Annotated in this window: 23 protein-coding genes; 6 read left to right on the forward strand and 17 right to left on the reverse strand. The window is 62.5% G+C overall.

The genetic code is table 11. The features are described from left to right. Nucleotides 1-20: 20 nt before the first annotated feature. The 6 genes from IB249_RS20010 to IB249_RS20035 all read right to left on the reverse strand — a co-directional run bounded on the left by IB249_RS20010 (nucleotide 21) and on the right by IB249_RS20035 (nucleotide 6,291). Nucleotides 21-1,262 carry an SfnB family sulfur acquisition oxidoreductase gene (locus tag IB249_RS20010; protein WP_192307447.1) on the reverse strand — a complete coding sequence of 414 codons (1,242 nt, stop codon included), beginning with the start codon at nucleotides 1,260-1,262 and terminating at the stop codon, nucleotides 21-23. A 402-nt stretch (nucleotides 1,263-1,664) separates the two neighbouring features. Next, nucleotides 1,665-2,420 (reverse strand): hypothetical protein, encoded by a 756-nt coding sequence (locus IB249_RS20015; protein ID WP_192307448.1) that lies wholly within the window; start codon nucleotides 2,418-2,420, stop codon nucleotides 1,665-1,667. Nucleotides 2,421-2,869: 449 nt separating this feature from the next. Then, nucleotides 2,870-3,625 (reverse strand): L-cystine ABC transporter ATP-binding protein TcyN, encoded by a 756-nt coding sequence (tcyN, locus tag IB249_RS20020; RefSeq protein WP_192307449.1) that lies wholly within the window; start codon nucleotides 3,623-3,625, stop codon nucleotides 2,870-2,872. A 4-nt stretch (nucleotides 3,626-3,629) separates the two neighbouring features. Continuing rightward, a complete protein-coding gene (gene tcyL, locus IB249_RS20025) occupies nucleotides 3,630-4,295 on the reverse strand; it encodes a cystine ABC transporter permease (protein ID WP_192307450.1) in 666 nt (221 codons plus the stop codon). Further along, nucleotides 4,295-5,089 carry a cystine ABC transporter substrate-binding protein gene (tcyJ, locus tag IB249_RS20030; RefSeq protein WP_192307451.1) on the reverse strand — a complete coding sequence of 265 codons (795 nt, stop codon included), beginning with the start codon at nucleotides 5,087-5,089 and terminating at the stop codon, nucleotides 4,295-4,297. Before tcyJ ends, tcyL begins: the two co-directional genes overlap by 1 nt. Before the next feature lie 209 nt (nucleotides 5,090-5,298). Beyond that, nucleotides 5,299-6,291: a D-cysteine desulfhydrase gene (locus tag IB249_RS20035; RefSeq protein ID WP_192307452.1), complete on the reverse strand. Its 993-nt coding sequence runs from the start codon at nucleotides 6,289-6,291 to the stop codon at nucleotides 5,299-5,301. A 213-nt stretch (nucleotides 6,292-6,504) separates the two neighbouring features. On the opposite strand from IB249_RS20035, the gene epsC reads away from it, so the two are divergent. Next, complete coding sequence (gene epsC / locus IB249_RS20040) at nucleotides 6,505-7,431, forward strand: serine O-acetyltransferase EpsC (RefSeq protein WP_192307453.1); 927 nt, start codon at nucleotides 6,505-6,507, stop codon at nucleotides 7,429-7,431. Nucleotides 7,432-7,832: 401 nt separating this feature from the next. Further along, a complete protein-coding gene (gene betT / locus IB249_RS20045; protein WP_192307843.1) occupies nucleotides 7,833-9,788 on the forward strand; it encodes a choline transporter BetT in 1,956 nt (651 codons plus the stop codon). Nucleotides 9,789-9,803: 15 nt separating this feature from the next. On the opposite strand, the gene IB249_RS20050 is transcribed toward betT, so the two are convergent. Together IB249_RS20050 and IB249_RS20055 are read right to left on the reverse strand one after the other, a co-directional pair. Beyond that, nucleotides 9,804-10,064, reverse strand: coding sequence for a hypothetical protein (locus IB249_RS20050; RefSeq protein WP_192307454.1), 261 nt, complete (start codon nucleotides 10,062-10,064; stop codon nucleotides 9,804-9,806). Between the two features lie 141 nt (nucleotides 10,065-10,205). Further along, nucleotides 10,206-10,946, reverse strand: coding sequence for an SDR family oxidoreductase (locus IB249_RS20055; protein ID WP_192307455.1), 741 nt, complete (start codon nucleotides 10,944-10,946; stop codon nucleotides 10,206-10,208). 121 nt (nucleotides 10,947-11,067) lie between these two features. Between IB249_RS20055 and IB249_RS20060 the strand changes: the two genes are divergently transcribed. Next, a complete protein-coding gene (locus tag IB249_RS20060) occupies nucleotides 11,068-11,958 on the forward strand; it encodes a LysR family transcriptional regulator (RefSeq protein WP_192307456.1) in 891 nt (296 codons plus the stop codon). A gap of 133 nt (nucleotides 11,959-12,091) precedes the next feature. Continuing rightward, complete coding sequence (gene mgrA, locus IB249_RS20065; protein WP_192307457.1) at nucleotides 12,092-13,129, forward strand: L-glyceraldehyde 3-phosphate reductase; 1,038 nt, start codon at nucleotides 12,092-12,094, stop codon at nucleotides 13,127-13,129. 137 nt (nucleotides 13,130-13,266) lie between these two features. Here mgrA and tauD read toward each other — a convergent pair whose 3' ends face one another. The 7 genes from tauD to IB249_RS20100 form a co-directional block, all read right to left on the reverse strand. After that, a complete protein-coding gene (tauD, locus tag IB249_RS20070; protein ID WP_192307458.1) occupies nucleotides 13,267-14,109 on the reverse strand; it encodes a taurine dioxygenase in 843 nt (280 codons plus the stop codon). Nucleotides 14,110-14,248: 139 nt separating this feature from the next. Then, nucleotides 14,249-15,082 (reverse strand): taurine ABC transporter permease TauC, encoded by an 834-nt coding sequence (tauC, locus tag IB249_RS20075; protein ID WP_192307459.1) that lies wholly within the window; start codon nucleotides 15,080-15,082, stop codon nucleotides 14,249-14,251. Beyond that, the gene (gene tauB / locus IB249_RS20080; RefSeq protein WP_192307460.1) at nucleotides 15,079-15,873 is read right to left on the reverse strand and encodes a taurine ABC transporter ATP-binding subunit; all 795 of its coding nucleotides are present in this window, start codon (nucleotides 15,871-15,873) and stop codon (nucleotides 15,079-15,081) included. The genes tauC and tauB overlap by 4 nt, the downstream gene beginning before the upstream one ends. Nucleotides 15,874-15,888: 15 nt before the next feature. Continuing rightward, entirely contained in the window at nucleotides 15,889-16,866 is a 978-nt protein-coding gene (gene tauA / locus IB249_RS20085; RefSeq protein ID WP_192307461.1) for a taurine ABC transporter substrate-binding protein, read from the reverse strand. A gap of 218 nt (nucleotides 16,867-17,084) precedes the next feature. Then, a complete protein-coding gene (gene gshA / locus IB249_RS20090) occupies nucleotides 17,085-18,668 on the reverse strand; it encodes a glutamate--cysteine ligase (protein WP_192307462.1) in 1,584 nt (527 codons plus the stop codon). A gap of 243 nt (nucleotides 18,669-18,911) precedes the next feature. Further along, complete coding sequence (locus tag IB249_RS20095; RefSeq protein ID WP_192307463.1) at nucleotides 18,912-19,295, reverse strand: PaaI family thioesterase; 384 nt, start codon at nucleotides 19,293-19,295, stop codon at nucleotides 18,912-18,914. Further along, complete coding sequence (locus IB249_RS20100; protein WP_192307464.1) at nucleotides 19,295-21,613, reverse strand: Tex family protein; 2,319 nt, start codon at nucleotides 21,611-21,613, stop codon at nucleotides 19,295-19,297. The genes IB249_RS20095 and IB249_RS20100 overlap by 1 nt, the downstream gene beginning before the upstream one ends. A gap of 361 nt (nucleotides 21,614-21,974) precedes the next feature. Here IB249_RS20100 and ompR point away from each other — a divergent pair, with 361 nt between their 5' ends. After that, the gene (gene ompR / locus IB249_RS20105) at nucleotides 21,975-22,715 is read left to right on the forward strand and encodes a two-component system response regulator OmpR (RefSeq protein ID WP_192307465.1); all 741 of its coding nucleotides are present in this window, start codon (nucleotides 21,975-21,977) and stop codon (nucleotides 22,713-22,715) included. Between the two features lie 103 nt (nucleotides 22,716-22,818). Next, entirely contained in the window at nucleotides 22,819-24,132 is a 1,314-nt protein-coding gene (locus IB249_RS20110) for an ATP-binding protein (protein WP_192307466.1), read from the forward strand. 114 nt (nucleotides 24,133-24,246) lie between these two features. Here IB249_RS20110 and rimK read toward each other — a convergent pair whose 3' ends face one another. Both rimK and IB249_RS20120 read right to left on the reverse strand, forming a co-directional pair. Then, nucleotides 24,247-25,152: a 30S ribosomal protein S6--L-glutamate ligase gene (rimK, locus tag IB249_RS20115; protein ID WP_065257794.1), complete on the reverse strand. Its 906-nt coding sequence runs from the start codon at nucleotides 25,150-25,152 to the stop codon at nucleotides 24,247-24,249. Beyond that, nucleotides 25,149-25,595 carry an ATP-dependent zinc protease gene (locus IB249_RS20120; RefSeq protein WP_192307844.1) on the reverse strand — a complete coding sequence of 149 codons (447 nt, stop codon included), beginning with the start codon at nucleotides 25,593-25,595 and terminating at the stop codon, nucleotides 25,149-25,151. Before IB249_RS20120 ends, rimK begins: the two co-directional genes overlap by 4 nt. Nucleotides 25,596-25,639: the final 44 nt, after the last annotated feature.

Genomic DNA, 25,639 nt, shown 5'->3' on the forward strand with positions numbered 1-25,639 from the left:
GGTCAAAAGTGTGCTGGTCGTTAAATCCAGGAATGCCGAGCCGGCAAGGTGCCGTTCAGGCGATAAGCGCCGACGGCGTAGTACTTCCAGCGCACCGGGTCATGCAGCGTGTGCACGCGGGCGTTGCGCCAGTGGCGGTCGAGGTTGAATTCGGCGAGGGTGGCGCGGCTGCCAGCCAGTTCGAACAGTTTCTCGCTGGCCAGCAGCGAGATTTCCGTGGTCAGCACCTTGGCTTCGGCCACCGCAATCGAGGCGCGCGCAGCGGATTCGGCGGTGAGCGGCGCGGCATTGACCTGGTCCAGCACTTGCCCGGCCTTGCGCAGCAGTGCTTCGGCCGCGTGCAGTTCGATCTTCAGTTTGCCGATGTCCGCGATCACATACAGGTCATCGCTGGCCCGTTCGACCTTGGCGTCGATCCATGGGCGGGCGCGGGTCTTGACGAACTCGATGGCGTCGTCGATGGCACCGCGAGCGATGCCGGCGTCGATGGCCGCTTGAATCAGCTGCGACACCGAGCCCTGGGTGTTCGGCTTGTCATTGATCTTCCAGTTGTCCACCACCAGGTCGGCGTCGACCCGCACGTTGTTGAGCAGGATCGTGCCACTGGCGGTGGTGCGCTGGCCGAAGCCGGACCAGTCGTCGACGATGCGCAGCCCCGGCGTGCCGCGACGCACGAAGGCCAGGACCTGCTTGCCCTCGTCATTCAATGCCTTGACGGCAACCCAGTGGGCGAACAGGGCGCCGGTCGAGTAGAACTTTTGCCCGTTGATGACAAAGCCGTCGCCATCGGCGGTGATCCGGGCCTTGAGCTCCAAGGTGTTCCGGGTGCCGCGCTCAGGCCCCGCATTACCGATGCGCCAGCCTTCGAGCACGCTCTTGAACAGCTGCTTTTTCTGCGCTTCGGTGGCACTGCCGAGCACCAGGTTGAGGATGCCGAACTGGTTCTGCGGGATCTGGCCCAGCGCCGGATCGGCGGCGGAAATGATCGCGAACACCTCGGCCAACGTGACGAATGAAACCTGTGGGCCACCGTATTCGCGCGGGATGGCAATGCTGCCCAGGCCGCTGCGGGTGAACTGTTCGATTTCCGACCATGGCAACTTGCGCTGCCGGTCGCGCTTGGCCGCCTGCAAGCGGGCGACCTGCGCCAACTCGTGGGCGGCCTGGATGGCCTGGGCGTCGTTGCGCAAGACCTGCGCGGGCAACAACAACGGGGCGACGTCCTGATCACTCTGGACGATTGCATCTGCCAGACTGGACATCAGTGCCGCTCCTTGGCTGCACGCAATGCCCTGGCGATCTGCACTGGGGTGATTGTGTTCCGGACCATACCTACCTCACATCTCATGGGACGCCGCAGGACGCGGCGAAGGAATAACAAGAAGGTCCGGTGGTCCGGTTCATATACCCTAATTGCGTATAAAAAATTAATAAACTAGCTTTTTGGAATATGAATAGAAGTGTGTCGCCACCAACTGTTGGCAGGGAAACAGTTGTTTGTGGGGCAACAGTTGAATGCCGTTTTGCTCGTTGCAGGCGCGAGCGTGCTCACGCTGGACGTCGACGATGACGCGGGCTGCCTGGCGGCTTGCATTGCCCGGAGATCCATCGCGGGCAGGCTCGCTCCCACATTGGACAGCCGCACAGCTGTGGGAGCGCAGGTTTCAATGCTCGCCAGCCGTGGTGCTCGCTTGCGTGGGGTGTTTCAAGGATGGATTGGCGCAACCAATCTTCAACGTCCTCGCCGGTGCCCAGCGCGAGTTGTTGCCGACCCGATCAAGAATGCAGTAGGTCACTTCCAGCCGCAGGTCTTCGCCGGCCTCGAGAATGATCGCAGGCGGCACCCAGACGTGAACCGGCTGACCCACTTCGTTCGCCTTGAGCCGTGGCAGGTCCATGCGCGCGTCGCCCCAGCGCAGGGTTATTTCGTCATCGGCGGCCATGTTCAGGTAGGGCTCGATGGTCAAGGGAACGCCGCGTTTGATCTGGTTCGGGTTGACCCCCTGGCGGCGGATGGTTTCGGGGATGCCGACCGGCGCCAGACGCTGATTTTCGTCGCTGCACAACGCACAGGGCGCGCCACCTGGGCAGTCGAGCTTGACCTGGACGCGGGTGGCGGCGGACAGCGCCGGTCCCTGTCCGACTTGCATCAGGCGGTAGTGAATGCGCGAAGTACCATTGGCGATAAAGCGTGGCGGCACTCGCAGGCTCAGCGTTTGGCCGACGTCCTGGGCATCCAGCACTTTGGACGCCACATAGCAGTTGTCCCAGAACAGCTCGATCAGGTCACCGTCGTCCATCCCGGGATAGGGCGCGACATCGATCAACAAATGAGCCGCCGAGGCGATGTTGATGCCGCTGCGGTGGGATTGCGCCACCGTCGGTGCCGCCAGTTCGGATGGGTTCGAGGGTGTTTTCATGGGGGTTCTCCTTGAGGTCCAGCAGAAGTCCGTTTCTTGAATAACTGAATGACCGAGTCACAAGTGCCTGATAACTGACTGCTCAAACAAGAGTGTGCAGATTGATCGGCGCTAGATAAAAGTGCGCGCCAATAAGTGTCAATAGAGTGAGTTAGTGAAGTAATGAATACGATGTTATTCAGAAAGCTCCTACGTACTCAGGTTAAGAAGCCGCAATGCCTGGTCGAACATATCCGCGGAATCGGCCCGTGCGTGCGCTTCGGCTAGGCAACCCTTTGCTCAGGCTCTGAAGGTCAAATGGATTCTAGGCGCGTTGAATGCCAGGCAGGACATAGATATGTACCGCACACAACGGTGAAGGCGGGAATGGCGGGTTTAGTTTGGGGGCAGGCGGTATCGGAGTATGAAATGACTTCCATCCATGGAAGTTAACATTTTGTCATGACGACTTAGTTGTGGGCGTTGTTGAGAAACTTGCTGAGAAACTGTTTGGTCCGCTCTTCTTTTGGATTGGCAAACAGCGCCTTGGCTTCGCCTTGTTCAACGATCACGCCCTTGTCGAAAAACACCACGCGGTTGGCCACGTCACGGGCAAAACCCATTTCGTGGGTGACAATCACCATGGTGCGTTTTTCCTCGGCCAGGCTGCGGATGGTCGACAGCACCTCACCCACCAATTCCGGATCGAGCGCCGAAGTGGGTTCATCGAACAGGATCACTTCCGGCTCCATCGCCAGGGCCCGGGCGATGGCCACGCGCTGTTGCTGACCGCCGGAAAGGCGTCGCGGGTAAGCATCTTCCTTGCCGGCCAGGCCGACCCTGGCCAGCAGCTTCCTGCCCAGGGCAATGGCTTCGGCGGGCGGTGTCTTCTTCACCACGATCGGACCTTCGACGACGTTTTCCAGTGCCGTGCGATGGGGGAACAGGTTGAAGTTCTGGAACACGAAGCCAACGTGCTGGCGCAAGCGCCGCACCAGGGCCTGCTGCTGGTTCAACGGGCGGCTGCCATCGATCTCGATGTCGCCGACCTTGATTCGGCCACTGCTGGGCTCCTCGAGGAAGTTCAGGCAACGCAGGAACGTGGTTTTACCCGAGCCGGAGGGCCCGATGATCGCCACCACCTCACCTTCCTTCACCTCCAGATCGATGCCGTTGAGCACGACCTGACCCTTGAACTGCTTTGTCAGTTTTTCCACGACAATCATGGGGTCAGGACTCCTGGTCGTGCCGATTGACCCGGGCTTCCAACTGGTTCTGCAGGTGCGACAGCACCGTGGCCAGAACCCAGTAGATCAGCGCGGCGGCCAGATACATGGTGAAAATTTCGAAAGTCCGGGCGGTAATCAGCTGCGCCTGGCGGAACAGTTCCGGCACCTGGATGGTGGCGGCCAGTGCCGTGTCCTTGACCAGCGAGATGAAGCTGTTGCCCAGCGGCGGCAGCGCCGTGCGCATGGCCTGGGGCAGGATGGCCCGGCGCAGGGTTTGCGCACGGGTCATGCCGATACTGGCCGCAGCTTCCCACTGGCCGCGCTCGATGGAGCTGATCGCGGCCCGCAGGATTTCGCAGGCATAGGCCGCCATGTTCAGCGAGAAGCCGATCAGGGCGGCTGGCAACGGATCCAGCTCGACACCCAGTTGCGGCAAGCCGTAATAGATCACGAACAGTTGCACCAGCAACGGCGTGCCGCGAAAGAACGACACGTAGATGCGGGCAATCCAGCTCACCAGTTTGAAGCGCGACAGGCGCATCAACGCCAGGCCGAAGCCCATCAGCAGGCCGAAGAACATTCCGCCCAGGCTCAGGATCACCGTGTAGTACGCGCCCTTGAGCAGAAAGGGCGCGGAATCCAGTGCGAGTTGGAAAGCTTCTTCCATTATTGAGTGACGTCAGCGCTGAAGTATTTTTCCGAAAGCTTCTTCAGCGTGCCGTCGGCGCGCAGCTTGTCGATGGCGGTGTTGATCGCTGCCAGCAGCTCCGGCTCGCCTTTGCGCAGGGCAATACCGGCTTCCTGGCGGGAGAACGCTTCGCCGGCGGCGGTGGTGTCCTTGGCTTTCTTGGCGTATTCCAGCGCGGCCAGGCGGTCGATCAGGATGGCGTCGATGCGGCCGACACGCAGGTCCTGGAACTTGGTCGGATCGTCTTCGTAGGTGCGCACGTCAGCCTGGGGCACGTTGGCTTTGACCCACTGTTCGTAGTTGGTGCCCAGACCCACGCCGACTTTCTTGCCGGCCAGGTCGGCCGCAGTCTTGATGGTGTTCTCGTTCTTTTTCAGCACCAGTGCCTGGATCCCGGAAACGGTGTACGGCTCGGAGAAGTCATACTTTTTCTTGCGTTCCTCGGAGATGGTCACCTGGTTGATCACCGCGTCCAGACGCTTGGATTCCAGGGCCGCGAGGATGCCGTCCCATTTGGTCGGCTGCAGTTTGACCTTCACGCCCAGCTCCTTGGCCAGGGCTTCGGAGAATTCGACCTCGAAGCCGGCCAGCTTGCCGTCGGCGTTGACGAAGCTGAACGGTGGATAAGTGCCTTCCAGGCCGACGTTGATCACGCCTGCGTCCTTGATTTTTTGCAGCTGCTCACCGGCAACCGCTTGCCCCAGCAGGCCGGCGCTCAAAGCCAGGCCCAGCGAACCGACCAGCAGATTTCGACGTAGTGCGGAAAAATTCATGACAAGCCCCTGTGTTTTCTTATGAAGACGCTTCTAGGATGTTGGCGAAATCGGGATTTGAACGACTGCAATATCCTGCCCTAAAGCAGCTTATGCGTCTCGCGGCAATTTGCCTGCGTTATGACTATATGATGGCTCTTTTAGATAGGAAAATAATGAATATTATCTTTGTTATTCCTTATTGGAATAACTGGGCCTTCACTGTTTCCTTACAGAAAATCCTTGTAGGCAAACAACGCGGGTGCGCCACCGGTGTGCAGGAAAATGATCGGCCCAGCCTCGAAACGCTGACGGCCGATGCCGTCGAGCAAACCGGCCATGGCCTTGCCAGTGTAGACCGGGTCCAGCAGCAGGCCTTCCTGGCTCGCCAGCAGTTTGACCGCTGCCAGGGTCCCGGCATTCGGCTCGCCGTAGCGCGGGGCGAAGTACTCGTCCCACAGCTCGACCTTGAAAGCTGACGGCAGGTTCACTTCAAGCAGCGCTGCGGTCCGTTCGGCCAGGCCCTGGACTTTCGGGCGCTGATCTTCATCGCTGCGCGACACGGTCACGCCAATCACCGGCAGGTCCGGCAGGGCTTCGCTCAGTGCCAGTGCCAGGCCACTGTGGGTGCCGGCGCTGCCCGAGGCCAGGACCACGGCCGCGAACGCCAGGCCGGTATCCTTGATCTGTTCGGCCAGTTCCAGGCCGGCCCGTACGTAACCCAGGGCACCCAGCGCATTGGAGCCGCCGATCGGCACCAGGTACGGCTTCTTGCCGGTGCTGCGCAGGCGCGCTGCGAGTGCCTGCAGCTGTTCGTCGGCGTTGTCCAGGTTCTCCACCAATTCGACCCTGGCGTCGAACAGGTCCAGTAGCAGTCGATTGCCATTGCCGACGTAGTTGCTGTCGTCGGTGCCGAGGGGATTCTCCAGCAGGGCGACGCAACCCAGGCCAAGCCGGGCCGCGAGGGCGGCGGTCTGGCGCACGTGGTTGGATTGCAGCGCGCCAGCGGTGATCAACGTGTCCGCACCCTGGGCCAGGGCATCGGCACCCAGGTATTCGAGCTTGCGCAGCTTGTTGCCACCCATTGCCAACGGCGTCAGGTCATCGCGTTTTACGTAAACGTCGCGGCCCAGCCAGCTCGACAGGCGCTCGAGTTTTTCCAGCGGGGTCGGGTGGCTGAGCAAGTCGAGGCGGTCGAAACGGGCAAGCTGATGTTTGATCATGGGTCCTCTGGCGGTTGCATGTCGGACTGACAGTCGGGGGGCTGAGTGTCGGGACTATAAGCACGGCTATCAGGGTGGGCAACCGCCAATCACTTATAGCCAAAAGTACTGAGCACAGCACAATCGGTTCTTAATTCGGCTTCCGACGCTTGCCGTAAAGTAATCGCCGTCAGCGCGGCCAGACAGTCCGGCCGCCCGTGTGGAGTTTTTACCGTGAGCGAGCGTTCCAGCCATTGGCAATTGCAGACCATCGTCAGCCAGCTGCGCACCGCGCGTGACCAGTGGCGTACGCAAAACGGCCGCGCCAGCGGCGAGCAGGGCGGTCGTGAGCTGCCCTCGAGAGCGGCCATGGCGGAAATTCTCGAAGCGTTGTGCGGGGCGTTGTTTCCGATGCGCCTGGGGCCCGTGGACCTGCGTGAAGAGAGCGAAGACTTCTACGTCGGCCACACCCTGGACGTTGCGCTGAACGCATTGTTGGGCCAGGCACGACTGGAGCTGCGCTACGTCGCCCGTCACAACGCCGAGGCCGACTCCGAGGTCGAGGCCAGGACCATTGCGATCATCCAGGCGTTCGCCCTCGCCCTGCCAGGGTTGCGCAGCCTGCTGGATACCGACGTGCTGGCGGCCTATCACGGCGACCCGGCGGCCCGCAGCGTCGATGAAGTGTTGTTGTGCTACCCGGGAATCCTGGCGGTGATCCACCATCGCCTCGCCCATCATCTTTACCGTGCCGGGCTGCCCTTGCTCGCGCGGATCAGCGCGGAAATCGCCCATTCGGCGACGGGCATCGACATCCATCCCGGCGCGCAGATCGGCCGCAGTTTCTTCATCGACCACGGCACCGGCGTGGTGATTGGCGAAACGGCGATCATCGGCGAGCGCGTGCGCATTTATCAGGCCGTCACCCTGGGGGCCAAGCGCTTCCCGGCGGATGAAGACGGGCAGTTGCAGAAGGGCCATCCACGGCACCCGATCGTCGAAGACGACGTGGTGATCTATGCCGGTGCGACCATCCTGGGGCGGATCACCATCGGCAAGGGCTCGACCATCGGCGGCAACGTCTGGCTGACCCGCAGCGTGCCGGCGGGGTCGAACCTGACGCAGGCCAATCTGCAACATGATGACGGGACGCAGAAGTAGTTTCGGCGTCTGCGCTGCCCGAGCCGACCCCCATCGCGAGCAGGCTCGCTCCCACCTGGGCTTCGGGAATTCTCTGTGGGAGCGAGCCTGCTCGCGAATGGATTTCAAGCTAATGCCGGATAGGGGCATTCAGCTGATTGGCGACGGAACGATCTCCTGCATCGCGCCTCCTACCCTTCCTTGAGCTAGCGTAACCACAGGACCGTCGAGCCCGTGGATTAGTCCTTAGCACCCTATTCATGTTTAACTTGAACGCTCATTCAAGTTAAACCGCCGGTTTGCTGCCCGCTCACAACAGGAGGCTTGCCCTTGCCGAGTCCGTTATTGATTGCCCCGTTTCACCGCCCAAGGGCACACCGCTCATGAGTGTGCCGTCCACCACCGCCAACGATCCGGTGCGCATGAACCCGCCGGTGTTCTACTTCGCAGCGACCTTCATCCTGCTCTTCGGCATGGTCGTCATTACCCTGCCGGAACAGGCTGGCGCCTGGCTTCTTCAAGCGCAAAACTGGGCGGCCAACACGGTCGGCTGGTATTACCTGCTCGCGATGACCCTGTATCTGGTCTTCGTGGTGGTCACCGCCTTGTCCGGCTACGGCAAGATCAAGCTCGGTGCCGACCACGACGAACCCGAATTCAGTTACCTGTCCTGGGCCGGCATGTTGTTCGCCGCCGGGATCAGCATCACGCTGTTCTTCTTTTGCGTCTCCGAGCCGTTGACTCACCTGGCGCAACCGCCCCAAGGCGAGGCCGGGACGGCGGACGCGGCGCGTCAGGCGATGCAGATTCTGTTTCTGCACTGGGGCCTGCATGGCTGGGGGGTGTTCGCTTTTGTCGGCATGGCGCTGGCCTATTTCGCCTACCGCCACAACCTGCCGCTGGCCCTGCGCTCGGCGCTGTATCCGTTGATCGGCAAACGCATCAACGGCCCCATCGGTTACGCCGTGGACGGCTTTGGCATTATCGCCACGGTGTTCGGCCTCGGCGCCGACATGGGCTTTGGCGTGTTGCACCTGAACTCGGGGCTCGACTACCTGTTCGGCGTCGCCCACACCCAGTGGATTCAGGTGGGCCTGATCACCTTGATGATGGGCGCGGCGATCATCGTCGCCGTGTCCGGCGTCGACAAGGGCGTGCGGGTGATGTCCGACATCAACATGCTGCTGGCCTGCGCGCTGCTGCTGTTCGTGTTGTTCGCCGGCCCCACGCAGCACCTGCTCAACACCCTGATCCAGAACATCGGCGACTACCTTGGCGCGCTGCCGGTGAAGAGTTTCGACCTCTACGCCTACGACAAACCCAGCGACTGGCTGGGTGGCTGGACCGTGTTCTATTGGGCCTGGTGGATTGCCTGGTCGCCGTTCGTGGGGTTGTTCATTGCGCGGATTTCCCGGGGGCGGACCATTCGCGAATTCGTCTTCGGCGTGCTGCTCATTCCGCTGGGTTTCACCCTGGCGTGGATGTCGATCTTCGGCAACAGTGCCATCGACCAGGTGCTCAACCACGGCATGTCGGCGCTAGGCGTTTCGGCCATCGACAACCCGTCGATGACCCTGTACCTGCTGCTGGAAACCTACCCGTGGAGCAAAACGGTGATCGCGGTCACGGTGTTCATCAGCTTCGTGTTTTTCGTCACTTCGGCGGATTCCGGCACCGTGGTGCTGTCGACGCTGTCCGCCAGGGGCGGCACCCCGGACGAAGACGGGCCGAAGTGGCTGCGGGTGTTCTGGGGTGCGATGACCGCGCTGGTGACCAGTGCGCTGTTGTTCTCCGGCAGCATCGATGCACTGAAGTCGGCGGTGGTGCTGACGTCGTTGCCGTTCTCGATGATCTTGCTGCTGATGATGTGGGGGCTGCACAAGGCGTTCTATCTGGAGTCGCAGAAGCAGATCGCGCAATTGCATTCCCTGGCGCCGGTGTCCGGTGCGCGACGTGGCGGCTGGCGGCAGCGTTTGAGCCAGGCGGTGCATTTCCCGTCGCGGGACGAGGTTTACCGTTTCATGGAAAGCACCGTGCGTCCGGCCATCGAAGAGGTCACGGCAGTGTTCGTCGAGAAGGGGCTGAACGTGGTCACGGTGCCGGACCCGGCCCATGACAGCGTCAGCCTGGAGATCGGCCACGGCGAGCAGCACCCGTTCATCTACCAGGTGCAGATGCGCGGGTATTTCACCCCGTCGTTCGCCCGTGGCGGCATGGGCTCCAAGCAGCTCAACAACCGGCGTTACTACCGGGCCGAGGTGCATCTGAGCGAAGGCAGCCAGGACTACGACCTGGTGGGGTACACCCGGGAGCAGGTGATCAACGACATCCTCGACCAGTACGAGCGGCACATGCAGTTCCTGCACCTGGTGCGCTGACCGGCAGTGGGCCTTTCAGGTCTGCGCGGTCAACACCATGAACAGCACCAGCGCCGCCACCGGCACGCCGAACACGATACTGCCGACCATCATTTCCGTGGTCACCGACTGGCCGGCAGTGACCACGCCAATGGCGCCGTTGATCATCGTCAGCGCCAGCCACAGGACGATGAAGCTGTAGGTCAGCGTCTGGCGGCTGAAGCCGATCTTCTCGCCGATGAACAGCATCAGCGCCAGAAGGGCCAGGCCGAAGGTGATGATGATGGTGGTGTGCATGATGGGTTGCCTGCCGCATGTGGGGTGTCCGCGCGGCCCCTGTCGCGAGCAGGCTCGCTCCCACAAGGGATTTCCTGAAAAGGTTTCTGTGGGAGCGAGCCTGCTCGCGATGGGGTCAACTCGGTCTCCGATTGAGCTTAGTCAAACCAGACCACCATTGGCGCGCAGGATCTGCCCGTTGACCCAGGCCGAGTCCGGCCCCACCAGGAACGACACCACCCGCGCGATGTCTTCCGGCTGTCCCAGGCGTTCCAGCGGCGCCATCTTCGCGAAGTTCTGGATCTGCTCCTCACTCTTGCCGTGCAGGAACAGGTCGGTCGCCACCGGACCCGGGGCGACCGCGTTGACCGTGATCTGGCGGCCGCGCATCTCCTTGGCGAACACCTGGGTCAGGGACTCCACCGCCGCCTTGCTGGCAATGTACACCGCGTAGCCGGGCAGGTTCAGGCCCACTGTGCTGCTGGAAAAATTGACGATTCGTCCACCGTCGTTCAGCCGCGTGGCCGCTTCGCGCAGGGTGTTGAAGGTGCCGCGGGCGTGGATGTTGAAGGTCTGGTCGAACAGTTCGTCGCTGTGTTGCGCCAGCGGCATGACCTTGAGAATGCCGGCGTTGTTGATCAGCACGTCGACCTTGCCCAGTTGCGCTTCGGTTTCGTCGAACAGCCGGCGCACGTCGTCGGCGTTGGCCACGTCAGCCTTGATCGCTATGGCGCGATGCCCGGCCTGGCGCAATTCCACCACCTGCTTCGATGCTTCGGTGGCGCTGCTGGCGTAGTTGATGGCGACGGCGAAACCTTCGCTGGCCAGCTGTTTGGCAATCACCGCGCCAATGCCGCGGGAGGCACCGGTCACGATGGCAACTTTAGAGGTCTGAGTGGTCATGACAGTATTCCTGTGAAGGTTGGGGTGGAGCCAGATTCACATGTTTACTCTGGTCGATAAATGCACGAGAGTTGCCTTGACTGTTCAATAATCGCCAACAATCGACAGCCGGGAGCGCAGCGTGGATCAAGTCAAAGCGATGAGGGTGTTCGTGCGTGTCTATGAACGCAGCAGCTTCACCCTGGCCGCCGAAGACCTGAATCTGCCGCGCGCCACCCTGACCCACACGCTCAATCGGTTCGAGGCCTGGCTCGGCACTCGATTGATGGAGCGTAGTACGCGCAAAGTCCGCCCGACGCTGGACGGCGAGGCGTACTACTTGCGCTGTGTGCAGTTGCTGGCGGAGCTCGAAGAAGCCGAACTGGCTTTCCGTGGCTGCGCACCGAAGGGTCGATTGCGCGTCGACCTGCACGGCACCCTGGCGAAAAATTTCGTGATCCCCGCGCTGCCGCAGTTCATGGAGCGCTACCCGCAGATCGAACTGTCGATCAGCGAATCCGACCGTTTTGTCGACCTGATCGCCGAAGGTGTCGACTGTGTGCTGCGCGCCGGCACGCTGAGCGACTCGGCATTGATCGGCAAGCGCGTGGCCAGCCTGCGCCAGATCACCTGTGCCAGCCCATCGTACCTGCGCAAGTACGGCGAACCGAAAACCCTCGGTGACCTCAAGCATCACCGGGCGGTGAACTACGTCTCGCGCACGACCGCCAAACTGTTTCCGTTCGAATTCATGGTCGATGGCGAGCTCAAGGAAATACCCATCGACAGCGCGATTTCGGTGTTCGGTGCCGAGATCTACGCCGCATCGGCCATTGCCGGGCTGGGATTGATCCAGTGCCCGCAATACCGGATGGAGACCCAGATCGCCCAGGGCCTGATCCAGGAAGTCCTGCCTGACAACCCGCCGCCGCCCATGCCGGTTTCCGTGTTGTACCCGCACAACCGCCACCTGTCGCCACGGGTCCGTGTGTTTGTGGACTGGTTGGGGGAGGTATTTGCGGGGGCGCAGTGAGATCGAAAGGTGAAATGTGTGAAACGTTTCAGCTAATCATCCAGTCAGAGGTTTTTTGGCGTTTGTCTGGGCGTATGCTCGGTGACTTGCCATGCAGTCGATGCCAACTTCAAGACAGACAAGAGAGGATTCGATGACTTACACCGCTGCCGAAAACCGCTACGACTCCATCCCCTACCGCCGCGTCGGTCGCAGCGGCCTGGTGTTGCCGGCGTTGTCCCTGGGCCTGTGGCACAACTTCGGTGACAGCACGCCGATCGACACCCAGCGCGCCCTGCTGCGCACGGCGTTCGATCTGGGGATCAACCATTTCGACCTGGCCAACAACTATGGCCCGCCGTATGGCAGCGCCGAGATCAATTTCGGGCGTCTGCTGCGTGAAGACTTCAAGCACTACCGCGACGAGCTGATCATCTCCAGCAAGGCCGGCTGGGACATGTGGCCCGGCCCTTACGGTCAGGGCGGCGGCTCGCGCAAGTATGTATTGGCGAGCCTCGACCAGAGCCTGCAACGCCTGGGCCTGGACTACGTGGATATTTTCTACTCGCACCGCTTCGACCCGGACACGCCGCTGGAAGAAACCGCCAGCGCCCTGGCCACGGCGGTGCAGCAGGGCAAGGCCTTGTACATCGGTATCTCGTCGTATTCCGGGGTCAAAACCCGTGAGATGGCGGCATTGTTGAACGAGTGGAAAGTGCCGCTGCTGATTCATCAGCCCGCGTACAACCTGCTCAATCGCTGGGTGGAAAAAGACCTGCTGGACGTCACCGAGGAACTGGGTGCCGGGGTGATTGCCTTCACGCCGCTGGCTCAAGGGTTGCTGACCGACAAGTACCTGAACGGGGTGCCGGCGGATGCGCGGGTCAATCGTCCCGGCGGTGGTTCATTGCAGGCCTCGCACTTGTCCGAAGCCAACATCGCTCACGTTCGGGCGCTGAACGAGATCGCCCAGCGTCGCGGCCAGAGCCTGGCGCAACTGGCCCTGGCCTGGACCCTGCGCGATCCGCGCGTGACCTCGGCGCTGATCGGTGCGAGCCGGCCGGAACAGATCATCGAGAACGTCGGGGCGTTGAAGAACTTGAGTTTCAGCGCGGAGGAACTGGCGGAGATCGACCGGTTCGCCCAGGAGGGTGGGATCAATCTCTGGGAGAAGCCTTCGACGGCGGAGTAAGGGCCTGGCCCGGGATTAGTGAATGTCTGTACCGGCCCCTTCACGGGCAAGCCCGCTCCCACACCTGGAGTGCATTGCTCCTGTGGAAGCGGGCTTGCCCGCGAAGGGGCCAGCCCCGCCAGCGAAGTCATCCGGGTTCACCTGAAGAACGGCACATCCCCCAACACCGTCGCCCGCTGCATCACCCGCCGCGCCGGACGGTAGTCATCCACCGCGTAATGCTGGGTCACGCGGTTATCCCAGAACGCAATGTCGTCCTGCTGCCAGCGCCAGCGAATGGTGAATTCCGGGCGGGTGGCGTGGGCGAACAGGAACTTCAGAATCGTCTCGCTTTCAGTGTCCGACAGCTCATTGATCCTCGCGGTGAAACCCTCGCTGACGAACAGCGAGCGACGTCCGCTGACCGGGTGGGTGCGAATCACCGGGTGCGACAGCGGTGGGTTCTTGCGCCGTGTTTCTTCCCACTGCGCCAGGGCCTGCGGCGTATTGCCATAACGCTCCAGCGGAAACGAACGGGTGAAATCGTGGGTGGCCGTCAGCCCTTCCAGCAGGCTTTTCATCGGTGCGGACAGTGCTTCGTAGGCCGCAATGCCACTGGCCCACAACGTGTCGCCGCCGAACTCCGGCAGCAGTTTGGCACTCAGCACCGCCCCCATCGCCGGGGTCGGCAGGAACGTCACGTCGGTGTGCCAGATCGCATTGTCGCGCACGTCGGTGACGGCGGTGTCGAGGATCAGCACTTCCGGCTGTTCCGGCACGTTGGGGTAGATCGGGTGGATGTGCAGGTCGCCGAAGTTGGCTGCAAAACGCGCTTGCTGTTGCGGGGTGATCGGCTGATTGCGGAAGAACAGCACCTGGTATTTCAACAGCGCCTGTTCGATGGCATTGCGCTGGGCCACGGACAGCGGCTGGCTAATGTCGATGCCGCTGATTTGTGCGCCGAGGGCGGCGCTTAAAGGGGTGATGTTCAGGCTGCTCATGGTGGTTCTCTTCGAATTCGGGGTGTGCCGCGTTTTTTTGTGGGAGCGGGCTTGCTCGCGAATGCGTCGTGTCAGTCAACGCAGATGTTGAATGTAAAACCGCATTCGCGAGCAAGCCCGCTCCCACAGAGGTCAGTGTTCAATGCGCTTGGCCGTGCCACGGCACCAGCTTGCGTTGCAGGGCGCGCAGGCCCATCTCCAGGGCGAAGGCGATCAGCGCAATCACCAGAATCCCCAGCACCACCACATCGGTGACCAGGAACTGCGCGGCCGACTGCACCATGAAGCCCAGGCCGCTGGTGGCGGCGATCAATTCGGCGGCGACCAGTGTCGACCAGCCCACACCCAGGCCAATGCGCACACCGGTCAGGATGTCCGGCAGGGCACCGGGCAGGATCACATGGCGAATCAGTTGCGCCCGAGTTGCCCCCAGGGACTGGGCCGCGCGCAGTTTTGCCGGGTCCACCGTGCGTACACCGGTGGCCGTGGCGATGGCAATCGGTGCGAAAATCGCCAGGTAGATCAGCAACACTTTCGACAGCTCACCGATGCCGCACCAGATCACGATCAGCGGCAAGTAGGCCAGTGGCGGAATCGGTCGATAGAACTCGATCAGCGGGTCGAGAATGCCGCGTGCAATACGGTTGGCACCTATCGCGATACCGACCGGCACGGCCGTCAGCACCGCAAAGAACAGGCCCAGGCCGATCCGCCCGAGACTCGCGCCCAGGTGCTGCCACAGGGTGGAATCCATGTAGCCCGAGGTCGCCAGCAACCAGCCCTTTTGCAGCACGGCGGCCGGTGGCGGCAGAAACAGCGGCTCGATCAACCCGGTGGCGGTGACGGCCCACCACAGGGCAAGCAGTGCGACCAGTGTCAGGGCGCTGATCCAGCGGGTGCTCAAGCGACGGCGCAGCGGCGCGACCGACGAGCCGGGTTTGACCGCGACGGCGGGAATCTCATAGCTGCTCATGCGCGCTCCTGCCGCGTGGCGGCGCTGCGTTGGGAGAACACTTTGGCGAGCACGTGCTCGCGGGTTTCGATAAAGCGCGGGTCGGACTTGATCGCGCGAGCTGACTCACCGGCCGCGTAACGCTGAGCGAAATCCAGGTGCAGGCGCTCGACGATTTGTCCGGGATTGGGGGCGAGCAGAATCAGGTCCGTGGCAAGAAATACCGCTTCTTCGATGTCGTGGGTGATCAGGAACACCGGTTTGGCGGCGCGCTGCCACACCTGCAACAGCAGTTCCTGCATCTGTTCGCGGGTGAAGGCATCGAGGGCGCCGAACGGTTCGTCCATCAGCAATACCCGAGGGTCAGCGGCCAGGGCGCGAGCCAGGCCGACCCGCTGCTTCTGCCCGCCCGAAAGCTGCCAGATCCGCCGTTGTTCGAAACCGGACAGGTCGACCAGCGCCAGCATCTCCCGGGCGCGGGCCTCGCGTTTTTCACGGGACACGCCGGCCAGTTCGAGCCCGAAACCGACATTGGCCAGTACGTCCTGCCACGGCAGCAGGGCATCGTCCTGGAACACCACGCCCCGTTCGGCGCTCGGGCCTTTGACCGGCACGCCATCGAGGGTGATGCGCCCGGCGCTGGGTTCGACGAAGCCGGCAATCAGGTTCAACAGCGAGGTCTTGCCACTGCCGGAGGGGCCGAGGGCGACCAGCAGTTGCCGGGGCCCCAGGCTCAGGGAAATGTCCGACAGCACCGGTTCCGGGCTGCCGGGGTACTGTGCGCTGATGCGCTCCAGCTGTAGCAAGGCCATCGCGATCTACTCCGATCAGTTGGTGATGAACTTGGCGCTGACGTACGGTGCGTAGTCCGGCAGCACGGCCTCGACCTTGCCTTGCTCCTTGAGGAACACAGCGGTGTCGGTGATGGCTTTGGTGGTCGGTGCACCGAGGCTGCTCACCTGGTCAGCTGCCAGAGGGTAGACGTTGCCTTGCAGCAGCAACGGAATGTCGCTGGCCTTGGCGCCGGACAGCTTCACCAGCTTGTCGACGTTGCTCTGGTTGGCGAGCCAGGCTTTCGGGTCCTTGCGGTAGTCGGCGTAGGCGTCGAGGGTGACTTTGGCGAAGGCGGTGACGATGTCCGGGTGCTTCTCGGCGAAGTCCTTGCGCACGATCCAGGCATCGAAGGTCGGTGCGCCGAACTTGGCCAGCTCACCGGAGGTGATCAGCACTTTGCCGTTCTCCTTGGCCACGCCAAGCGCCGGGTCCCACACGTAGGTGGCATCGATGTCACCGCGTTTCCAGGCGGCGATGATCGCCGGTGGCGCGAGGTTGAGCACGGTGACCTTCGACGGGTCGATGTTCCAGTGTTTCAGTGCGGCCAGCAGGCTGTAGTGGCCGGTGGAAACGAACGGCACGGCGATTTTCTTGCCGATCAGGTCCTGCGGTGTCTTGATCCCGGAACCGTCTCGGGCGACCAGGGCTTCGGCGGCGCCGATCTGGGTGGCGATGAGGAAGGTTTCCACCGGGACCTTGCGGGTGATGGCCGCAGTCAGGGGGCTGGAGCCCAGGTAGCCGATCTGCACGTCGCCGGAGGCGATGGCGGCGATGATGTCGGCACCGTTATCGAATTTGCGCCAGTTGATGTCGGCTTTGGTGGCCTTTTCATAGGCGCCGTCGGCCTGGGCGACTTTGGCCGGGTCGACGGTGGTCTGGTAGGCGACGGTGACGTCGGCCGCCTGGGCAAACAGACTCGCGGCAGCCAACGATGCGGCCGCCAGGAGGCGAAGGGGGAAGTGCAGTTTCATGGGGAAGCTCCTTGTCAGGCGACCGAGGATCGGCGTGAAAGGAGACTAAATGATCTAAGAATTAGAAAATAAATAACTTTTTCGAATTAGCTTAGCGTGGAAGGATTTTAAGGTAACCGCAGCGCGGTCCAGGGCGAGCGGGCTCGCGGCCACAGGGATGACACTGAGCCTGTGGGCACGAGCCCGTTCGCGACAAAGGTCCGCAGGACCTTCGAGGATCAGTTGCTGATCGCCAGGATGCTCGCCTGATACGACCCGACAAATACATCGAAATCGCCGACTTCGTTCTGCTCCAGTTCCACTTGCTCGGCCAGCGACGCCCGCGCGCGCTCTTCAAACGCGGCCTGCGCTTCGCGGCTCAGGGGCTCGCTGCGGAAAAACTCCGCATGGGCCTGGCTCTGGCGCAGGGAGAACTGGCTGAAGCTTTCCTTGTGCTCGGCCATCGCCGCCAGCACCTGGGCCGAAGGTGTCAGGGACGGGTCCCGGACCTTCGCCAACTGTGCATCCAGCGCCTTGCTGTGGGCATCGCCGCCATGGCTCTGGTCCAGCAACGCCGCCAGGGGGGCAATCTTCTCGAGCAACTCGCTGGCCCACTCCTTGAGGTCGACCGGCTGGCCGTCGCGTTGCAGTTGCAGGCCCGGACGGCGGCCCTCCTTGACCACGCTGAGGAAGTTCGAGGTGGCACCGCTGCATGAACTGTTGGTCAGCAGCGGGCTGTCGTTCAGCGCGCAGTACAGCAGGAAGGCGTCGATGAAGCGCGACTCGGTAAGGTCGATGCCCATCGGCAGGAACGGGTTGATGTCCAGGCAGCGCACTTCGACGTACTGAATGCCACGGGCCATCAGCGCCTGGATCGGCCGCTCGCCGGTGTAGGTCACGCGTTTGGGGCGGATGTTGGAGTAGTACTCGTTTTCGATCTGCAGGATGTTGGTGTTGAGCTGAACCCACTCACCGTCCTGATGGGTGCCGATTTCCACATAGGGCGCATAGGGTGTGGCCACGGCCTGGCGCAGGCTGTCGGTGTAGCTCGCCAGGTCGTTGTAGCACGGCGTCAGGCCGGCCTGGGCGCTGCTCTGGTAACCCAGGTCACTCATGCGCAGGCTGGTGGCGTACGGCAGGTACAGGGTGTCCGGATCCAGTTGTTCCAACTGGTGCGAGCGGCCGCGCAGGAAACCGGCGTCCAGCGCCGGCGAGGCACCGAACAGGTACATCAACAGCCAGCTGTAGCGACGGAAGTTGCGGATCAGGGCGATGTAGGACGACGACTGATAGTCGCGATCGGTGCCGACGAAACCCTCGGCCTGCTTGAGCAGCGGCCAGAGTTTTTCCGGCAGGGAAAAGTTGTAGTGGATCCCGGCAATGCACTGCATGGTCTTGCCGTAGCGCAGGGCCAGGCCCTTGCGGTACACATACTTGAGCTGCCCGATGTTGGAGGTGCCGTAATAGGCGATCGGGATATCTTCCTCGGCCGGCAACGGGCACGGCATCGACGGACTCCACAGGTACTCGTTGCCGAGCTTGCTGTAGGCAAAGCGGTGAATGCTGTCCAGACTCGCCAGCGTGTCGGCCGGGTCAGGCAGGGCCGGAGTGATGAACTCCAGCAGCGACTCGGAGTAGTCGGTGGTGATTTGTTCGTTGGTCAGCGCGGAACCCAATGCTTCCGGGTGCGGCGTTTGCGCCAGGCGACCTTCGCCGGTCACGCGCAGGCATTCACGTTCGATGCCGTGAAGGCACTGTTCGAGCAGAGAGAGGTTAGCGCGCTCGCCGAGCAGAGCCAGGCGGCGGTTGAGAAGTTCGCTCAAGTTGGATTCCTTCACGCGTCAGTCGCCCCAATATGGGGGTGGTCAAGACGGTCTACAAGGGTGAAGTTAAAACTGGCGTTTTCGCCTGGTTTTTGTCGCCGGTTGATCAATTTTTGAACAATCGCTGTGGGAGCGAGCCAGCTCGCGATAGCGGTGTGTCAGTCACGTCGTTGCCGTCTGATACTCCGCTATCGCGAGCTGGCTCGCTCCCACAGGAAATTAACTCAAATCGATGAACTCTAGCTACAGGACAGCGAACGTGCCTTGTGCTTTTGCGACGAGCTTGTCGCCCTGCATCACGTCCGCTTCGACCACCAGCGTGCGTCGGCCCGGATGGATCACCCGCGCCGTGCACATCACTTCACCGTCGGACACGGCGCGAATGTAGTTGATCTTGCATTCGATGGTCGCGCTCTGCTGGTCGAAGCCGTGGGTGCTGGAGCAGGCCAGCCCCATGGCAATGTCCACCAGGCTGAACAGGGCCCCGCCGTGCAGCTTGCCGCCCCGATTGCGCAAGGGCGGTTCAAGGGCCAGGGCGACCTGCGCCACCCCGGTTTCCAGGCTGTGCACGCGGCAGCCCAGGTGCTTGAAAAACGCGCTTTCGGTCAGCCCGGCCGGGATGTCCATCAGCGTTTCTTCAACTGCTTGGCGTTGGCGAACAGCGACGCCATGGCGTTGTTGGTCGGGGCCGCCGCCGTGGTTTCCTTGCGCGGGGCGTTGTTCTGTCGCGGTGCCGATCCCGGGCGCGCGCCACGGGCGCCGTCGATCTTCTCCCCCGGGGTGTCGCCCATGCGCATCGACAGACCCACGCGTTTGCGCGGAATGTCGACTTCCATCACCTTCACTTTCACCACGTCACCGGCTTTCACCGCTTCACGCGGGTCCTTGATGAACTTCTCCGACAGCGCAGAAATGTGCACCAGACCGTCCTGATGCACGCCGATGTCGACGAAGGCGCCGAAGGCGGTCACGTTGGTGACCACGCCTTCGAGGATCATCCCCGGTTGCAGGTCCTTGAGGTCTTCGACGCCTTCCTGGAACTCGGCGGTCTTGAACTCGGGGCGCGGGTCGCGTCCGGGTTTTTCCAGCTCCTGCAGAATGTCGGTGACCGTCGGCAGGCCGAAGGTTTCGTCGGTGTACTTCTTCGGATCGAGGCGCTTGAGGAACGCAGCGTCACCGATCAGCGAGCGGATGTCGCGGTCGGTTTCAGCGGCGATGCGTTGCACCAGCGGGTAGGCCTCCGGGTGCACCGCCGACGAATCCAACGGGTTGTCGCCGTTCATCACGCGCAGGAAACCGGCGGCCTGTTCGAAGGTTTTTTCGCCCAGGCGCGCGACTTTCTTCAACGCTGCACGGGTTTTGAACGCGCCGTGCTCGTCACGGTGGCTGACAATGTTCTGCGCCAGGGTCGCATTGAGGCCGGAGATGCGCGCCAACAGCGCGACCGAAGCGGTGTTCACGTCCACGCCCACGGCGTTCACGCAGTCTTCGACCACCGCGTCCAGGCCGCGCGCCAGTTTCAACTGCGACACGTCATGCTGGTATTGGCCGACACCGATGGATTTCGGATCGATTTTCACCAGTTCGGCCAGCGGGTCCTGCAAGCGACGGGCGATCGACACCGCGCCACGGATGGACACGTCCAGGTCCGGGAATTCCTTGGCGGCCAGTTCCGATGCCGAGTACACCGATGCACCGGCCTCGGACACCATGACCTTGGTCATCTTCATGGCCGGGTATTTCTTGATCAGCTCGATCGCCAGTTTGTCGGTTTCGCGGCTGGCGGTGCCGTTGCCGATGGCGATCAGGTCCACCGAGTGCTTGGCGCACAGGGCGGCGAGGATGGCCAGGGTCTGGTCCCACTTGTTATGCGGCACGTGCGGATAGACCGTGGCGTGATCCAGCAACTTGCCGGTGGCATCGACCACGGCGACCTTGCACCCGGTGCGCAGGCCCGGGTCGAGGCCCAGGGTCGCGCGCGGGCCGGCCGGCGCCGACAGCAGCAAGTCGTGCAGGTTGTGGGCGAACACGTTGATCGCTTCGGTTTCCGCGCCATCGCGCAGCTCGCCCAGCAGGTCGGTTTCGAGGTGCGTGTAGAGCTTGACCTTCCAGGTCCAGCGCACCACTTCGCCCAGCCATTTGTCGGCCGGGCGGTTCTGGTTCTGGATGCCGACGTGCTGGGCGATCATGCCCTCGCACGGGTGCAGGGTGCCTGGCAACTCGTCGCCGACTTTCAGCGCGGAGCTGAGAATGCCTTCGTTGCGGCCACGGAAAATCGCCAGGGCACGGTGCGACGGCATGCTTTTGAGCGGTTCGTCGTGTTCGAAGTAGTCGCGGAACTTGGCGCCTTCCTCTTCCTTGCCGGCAATCACGCGGGCGCTGAGGATGGCTTCCTGCTTGAGGTAGCTGCGCAGCTTTTCCAGCAGGCCGGCGTCTTCGGCGAAGCGCTCCATGAGGATGTACTTGGCGCCCTCGAGGGCGGCCTTCACATCGGCCACGCCTTTTTCGGCGTCGATGAAACGCGCGGCTTCGGTGTCCGGGCTCAGGGTCGGGTCGTTGAACAGGCCGTCGGCCAGCTCGCCGAGGCCGGCTTCCAGGGCGATCTGGCCCTTGGTGCGGCGCTTCTGCTTGTACGGCAGGTACAAGTCTTCGAGGCGGGTCTTGGTGTCGGCGAGCTTGATGTCGCGTTCCAGTTGCGGGGTCAGCTTGCCCTGTTCCTGGATGCTGGCGAGGATGCTGATACGCCGTTCGTCGAGTTCTCGCAGGTAGCGCAGACGCTCTTCCAGGTGCCGCAGTTGAGTGTCATCGAGACTGCCGGTCACTTCTTTCCGGTAACGGGCGATGAAGGGAACGGTAGAACCTTCATCGAGTAGCGCGACGGCCGCTTCGACCTGTTGTGGGCGGACGCCGAGTTCCTCGGCGATGCGGCTGTTGATGCTGTCCATAAAACCACCTGACAAATTGTGAAAGCAGGCTCGCAGGCGCACGAATAAGGGCTCGGCGAGTCTGGTTGAGCGGCCTGGCCAGCGCCGCTGCCTGGATCAACAGGCTTGCCGTTGACCCGTGAAATCGAACAATTACTGCGGCGACCAGGAAAAAAAAACAGAGGCCGCGGCAGCGATGATCAGACGTTGCCTGACACAAATGGCCGCGCATTATAACCAGCGTTCTGTCATTCGGGGGCATCACAGGGTGTAGGCACAATGCCCGTATTTCTGGCGGTGAAGGAAAAATCTGCTAACAATGCACACGGTGCGTATAACGGCAGCTACGCCATAATGCGCGCCGAGATCAAAGGAGCATCCAATGAGCAGCACTGCAAACATTGCTGAAGGCGAAAAAATTCTTATCGTTGACGACGATCCGGGGCTCAGCAGCCTGCTGGAGCGCTTTTTCGTCAGCAAGGGCTACCGCGCCCGCGCCGTCCCGAACACTGAGCAAATGGACCGCCTGCTGGCGCGCGAGGTGTTCAACCTGGTCGTCCTCGACCTGATGCTGCCCGGCGAAGACGGTCTGACCGCCTGCCGCCGCCTGCGCAGCGCGAACAATCAGATTCCGATCATCATGCTCACCGCCAAGGGCGACGAGCTGAGCCGTATCAAGGGCCTGGAGCTGGGTGCCGACGATTACCTGGCCAAGCCGTTCAACCCCGATGAGCTGATGGCTCGCGTCAAGGCGGTTCTGCGCCGTCAATCGGCCCCGGTCCCGGGCGCGCCGGGCAGCGAAGAGGAAAGCGTGACCTTCGGGGACTACGAATTGTCCCTGGCCACCCGCGAGCTCAAGCGCGGTGCCGAAGTGCACATGCTCACTACCGGCGAGTTTGCGGTGCTCAAGGCACTGGTCATGAACGCCCGCCAGCCTCTGACCCGCGACAAGCTGATGAACCTGGCCCGTGGCCGTGAGTGGGATGCGCTGGAGCGTTCCATCGACGTGCAGATCTCCCGTCTGCGCCGGATGATCGAGCCTGATCCGTCCAAGCCGCGCTACATCCAGACCGTCTGGGGCGTGGGTTACGTGTTCGTTCCGGATGGCGCCGCCACCAAGTGATCGGCGATTTGTAGGAGCGGGTGCTGCGGATGAAGTTGTCCGCAGACTCGCAATCCGCAATATGCGAGCATCGCTCGCTCCTGCAAGTGTGTAGCGGTTATCCATGAAAACCCCCGTGTGGTTCCCTCAGAGTTTCTTCTCCCGCACCCTGTGGCTGGTGCTGATCGTCGTCCTGTTCTCCAAGGCACTGACGCTGGTTTATCTGTTGATGAACGAGGACGTGTTGGTGGATCGCCAATACAGCCACGGCGTCGCCCTGACCCTGCGTGCCTATTGGGCGGCCGATGAAAACAACCGTGACAAGATTGCCGAGGCCGCAACCCTGATCCGGGTGGTGGGTGCCGGCGTGCCGGAAGGCGAGCAGCACTGGCCTTACAGCGAGATCTATCAGCGGCAGATGCAGGCCGAACTGGGCGCCGACACCGAGGTGCGATTGCGCATGCACTCGCCGCCGGCCTTGTGGGTCCGGGCCCCGAGCCTGGGCGACGGCTGGCTGAAAGTGCCGCTGTACCCGCATCCGCTGCGCGGCCAGAAAATCTGGAACGTACTCGGCTGGTTCCTCGCCATCGGCCTGTTGTCCACGGCCTCGGCCTGGATCTTCGTCAGTCAGCTCAACCAACCCCTGAAGCGTCTGGTCTACGCCGCCCGGCAACTGGGCCAGGGTCGCAGCGTGCGCCTGCCCATCAGCGACACGCCCAGTGAAATGACCGAGGTGTATCGCGCCTTCAACCAGATGGCTGAAGACGTCGAACAGGCGGGCCGCGAGCGCGAGCTGATGCTGGCTGGGGTCTCCCACGACTTGCGTACGCCGCTGACTCGCTTGCGATTGTCACTGGAACTGATGGGCGACCGTAGCGACCTGACGGACGACATGGTCCGTGACATTGAAGACATGGACGCGATTCTCGACCAGTTCCTGGCCTTCATCCGCGACGGTCGCGACGAGTCGGTGGAAGAAGTCGACTTGACCGACCTGGTGCGCGAAGTCGCCGCACCGTACAACCAGAACGAAGAAAAGGTCAGGTTACGCCTGGAGCCGATCCAGCCGTTTCCATTGCGGCGCGTGTCAATGAAGCGTCTGCTGAACAACCTGATCGGTAATGCGCTGCATCACGCCGGCAGTGGCGTGGAAGTGGCGGCGCATGTGTCCGGGGATGTGAATGCACCGTACGTGGTGCTGAGCGTGATGGACCGGGGGGCGGGGATCGACCCGTCGGAGCTGGAGGCGATCTTCAACCCGTTCACCCGGGGGGATCGTGCCCGTGGCGGCAAAGGGACGGGCCTGGGCCTGGCGATTGTGAAGCGGATCGCGTCGATGCATGGCGGCAACGTCGAGCTGCGCAACCGCTCCGGTGGCGGGTTGGAAGCGCGGGTGCGCTTGCCGCTGGGGTTGTTGTTGCCGCGGGATGCGGTTTAGCCGCTGGCATTCGGTTTGGGTCTGATACCCCTTCGCGAGCAGGCTCGCTCCCACAGGAAAAGTGGGCGCGAGCCTGTTCGCGAAGGCGACATCCCGGTCACCGCAAATTCACGATCAACCCTTGCCCTTGGTCCGGGTCATGTTCGGCCCGCCATTCTTCTCAAGGTGCTCGATGATGATTCCCGCCACGTTCTTCCCGGTGGTGGTCTCGATCCCTTCCAGGCCGGGTGACGAGTTCACTTCCATCACCAGCGGGCCGTGATTGGATCGCAGGATATCCACCCCCGCCACCGTCAGCCCCATGACCTTCGCCGCGCGCAACGCGGTCATGCGTTCTTCCGGTGTGATCTTGATCAGGCTGGCGCTGCCGCCGCGATGCAGGTTGGAGCGAAATTCACCGGGTTTGGCCTGGCGCTTCATCGCCGCAATCACCTTGTCGCCGACCACGAAGCAGCGTATGTCCGCACCGCCGGCTTCCTTGATGTACTCCTGCACCATGATGTTCTGCTTGAGGCCCATGAACGCCTCGATCACCGATTCCGCCGCCGTGGCGGTTTCGCACAGCACCACGCCGATGCCCTGGGTGCCTTCGAGCACCTTGATCACCAGCGGCGCGCCGTTGACCATGTCGATCAGGTCGGGAATGTCATCGGGGGAGTGCGCAAACCCGGTCACCGGCAGGCCGATGCCACGGCGCGACAGCAATTGCAGCGAACGCAGTTTGTCCCGCGAGCGGGCGATGGCCACCGACTCGTTGAGCGGGAATACCCCCATCATTTCGAACTGGCGCAACACGGCGCAGCCATAAAACGTGACCGAAGCGCCGATCCGCGGGATCACGGCGTCGAAGCCTTCCAGCGGCTTGCCCCGGTAGTGGATCTGCGGCTTGTGGCTGGCAATGTTCATGTAGGCGCGCAGGGTGTCGATCACCACCATTTCATGGCCACGCTCGGTGCCGGCTTCGACCAGACGACGAGTGGAATACAGACGCGGGTTCCGCGACAGCACAGCGATCTTCATGCAACACCTGTGGAGGAGGTAGATACCGGGAACACCGGCTTGTCTTGTACATATTTGACGCCCGGACTGACCACCAGTTGGCCGTCGATCAGGGCCTTGGAGCCCAGGAGCAGGCGGTAGCGCATGGACTTGCGGCAAGCGAGGGTGAACTCGACCTGCCAGACCCGGTCGCCCAGGGCCAGGGTGGTGCTGACCACGTAGCGCTTCTGCGCCTGGCCGTTGGAGCTCTTGATGGTTTTCATCGTCACCAGGGGCGCCTCGCAACGCCGGTGACGCAGTTGCACCACCGTGCCCAGGTGCGCGGTGAAGCGCACCCAGCTTTCGCCGTCGCGCTCGAACGGCTCGATATCGGTGGCATGCAGGCTGGAGGTGCTGGCGCCGGTGTCGATTTTTGCCCGCAGGCCCGCGACTCCCAGATCCGGGAGCGCCACCCACTCGCGCAGACCGACGACGGTCAAATGGTCAAATGTCTTCAATAGGAACAGCC

The organism is Pseudomonas sp. PDM04 (assembly GCF_014851765.1).
In the GTDB taxonomy this organism is placed as follows: domain Bacteria; phylum Pseudomonadota; class Gammaproteobacteria; order Pseudomonadales; family Pseudomonadaceae; genus Aquipseudomonas.

What these genes read in the sequence shown, in the direction of transcription:
- betT (WP_192307843.1), top strand. Translation starts at nt 7,833, where the DNA reads ATGAACCCGCCGGTGTTCTACTTCGCAGCGACCTTCATCCTGCTCTTC.
- tauA (WP_192307461.1), bottom strand. Translation starts at nt 16,866, where the DNA reads ATGAAACTGCACTTCCCCCTTCGCCTCCTGGCGGCCGCATCGTTGGCT.
- mgrA (WP_192307457.1), top strand. Translation starts at nt 12,092, where the DNA reads ATGACTTACACCGCTGCCGAAAACCGCTACGACTCCATCCCCTACCGC.
- IB249_RS20055 (WP_192307455.1), bottom strand. Translation starts at nt 10,946, where the DNA reads ATGACCACTCAGACCTCTAAAGTTGCCATCGTGACCGGTGCCTCCCGC.
- tauC (WP_192307459.1), bottom strand. Translation starts at nt 15,082, where the DNA reads ATGAGCAGCTATGAGATTCCCGCCGTCGCGGTCAAACCCGGCTCGTCG.
- IB249_RS20100 (WP_192307464.1), bottom strand. Translation starts at nt 21,613, where the DNA reads ATGGACAGCATCAACAGCCGCATCGCCGAGGAACTCGGCGTCCGCCCA.
- tauB (WP_192307460.1), bottom strand. Translation starts at nt 15,873, where the DNA reads ATGGCCTTGCTACAGCTGGAGCGCATCAGCGCACAGTACCCCGGCAGC.
- tcyJ (WP_192307451.1), bottom strand. Translation starts at nt 5,089, where the DNA reads ATGAATTTTTCCGCACTACGTCGAAATCTGCTGGTCGGTTCGCTGGGC.
- IB249_RS20010 (WP_192307447.1), bottom strand. Translation starts at nt 1,262, where the DNA reads ATGTCCAGTCTGGCAGATGCAATCGTCCAGAGTGATCAGGACGTCGCC.
- tcyL (WP_192307450.1), bottom strand. Translation starts at nt 4,295, where the DNA reads ATGGAAGAAGCTTTCCAACTCGCACTGGATTCCGCGCCCTTTCTGCTC.
- IB249_RS20095 (WP_192307463.1), bottom strand. Translation starts at nt 19,295, where the DNA reads ATGGACATCCCGGCCGGGCTGACCGAAAGCGCGTTTTTCAAGCACCTG.
- IB249_RS20035 (WP_192307452.1), bottom strand. Translation starts at nt 6,291, where the DNA reads ATGATCAAACATCAGCTTGCCCGTTTCGACCGCCTCGACTTGCTCAGC.
- IB249_RS20015 (WP_192307448.1), bottom strand. Translation starts at nt 2,420, where the DNA reads ATGAAAACACCCTCGAACCCATCCGAACTGGCGGCACCGACGGTGGCG.
- IB249_RS20050 (WP_192307454.1), bottom strand. Translation starts at nt 10,064, where the DNA reads ATGCACACCACCATCATCATCACCTTCGGCCTGGCCCTTCTGGCGCTG.
- rimK (WP_065257794.1), bottom strand. Translation starts at nt 25,152, where the DNA reads ATGAAGATCGCTGTGCTGTCGCGGAACCCGCGTCTGTATTCCACTCGT.
- ompR (WP_192307465.1), top strand. Translation starts at nt 21,975, where the DNA reads ATGAGCAGCACTGCAAACATTGCTGAAGGCGAAAAAATTCTTATCGTT.
- tcyN (WP_192307449.1), bottom strand. Translation starts at nt 3,625, where the DNA reads ATGATTGTCGTGGAAAAACTGACAAAGCAGTTCAAGGGTCAGGTCGTG.
- IB249_RS20110 (WP_192307466.1), top strand. Translation starts at nt 22,819, where the DNA reads ATGAAAACCCCCGTGTGGTTCCCTCAGAGTTTCTTCTCCCGCACCCTG.
- tauD (WP_192307458.1), bottom strand. Translation starts at nt 14,109, where the DNA reads ATGAGCAGCCTGAACATCACCCCTTTAAGCGCCGCCCTCGGCGCACAA.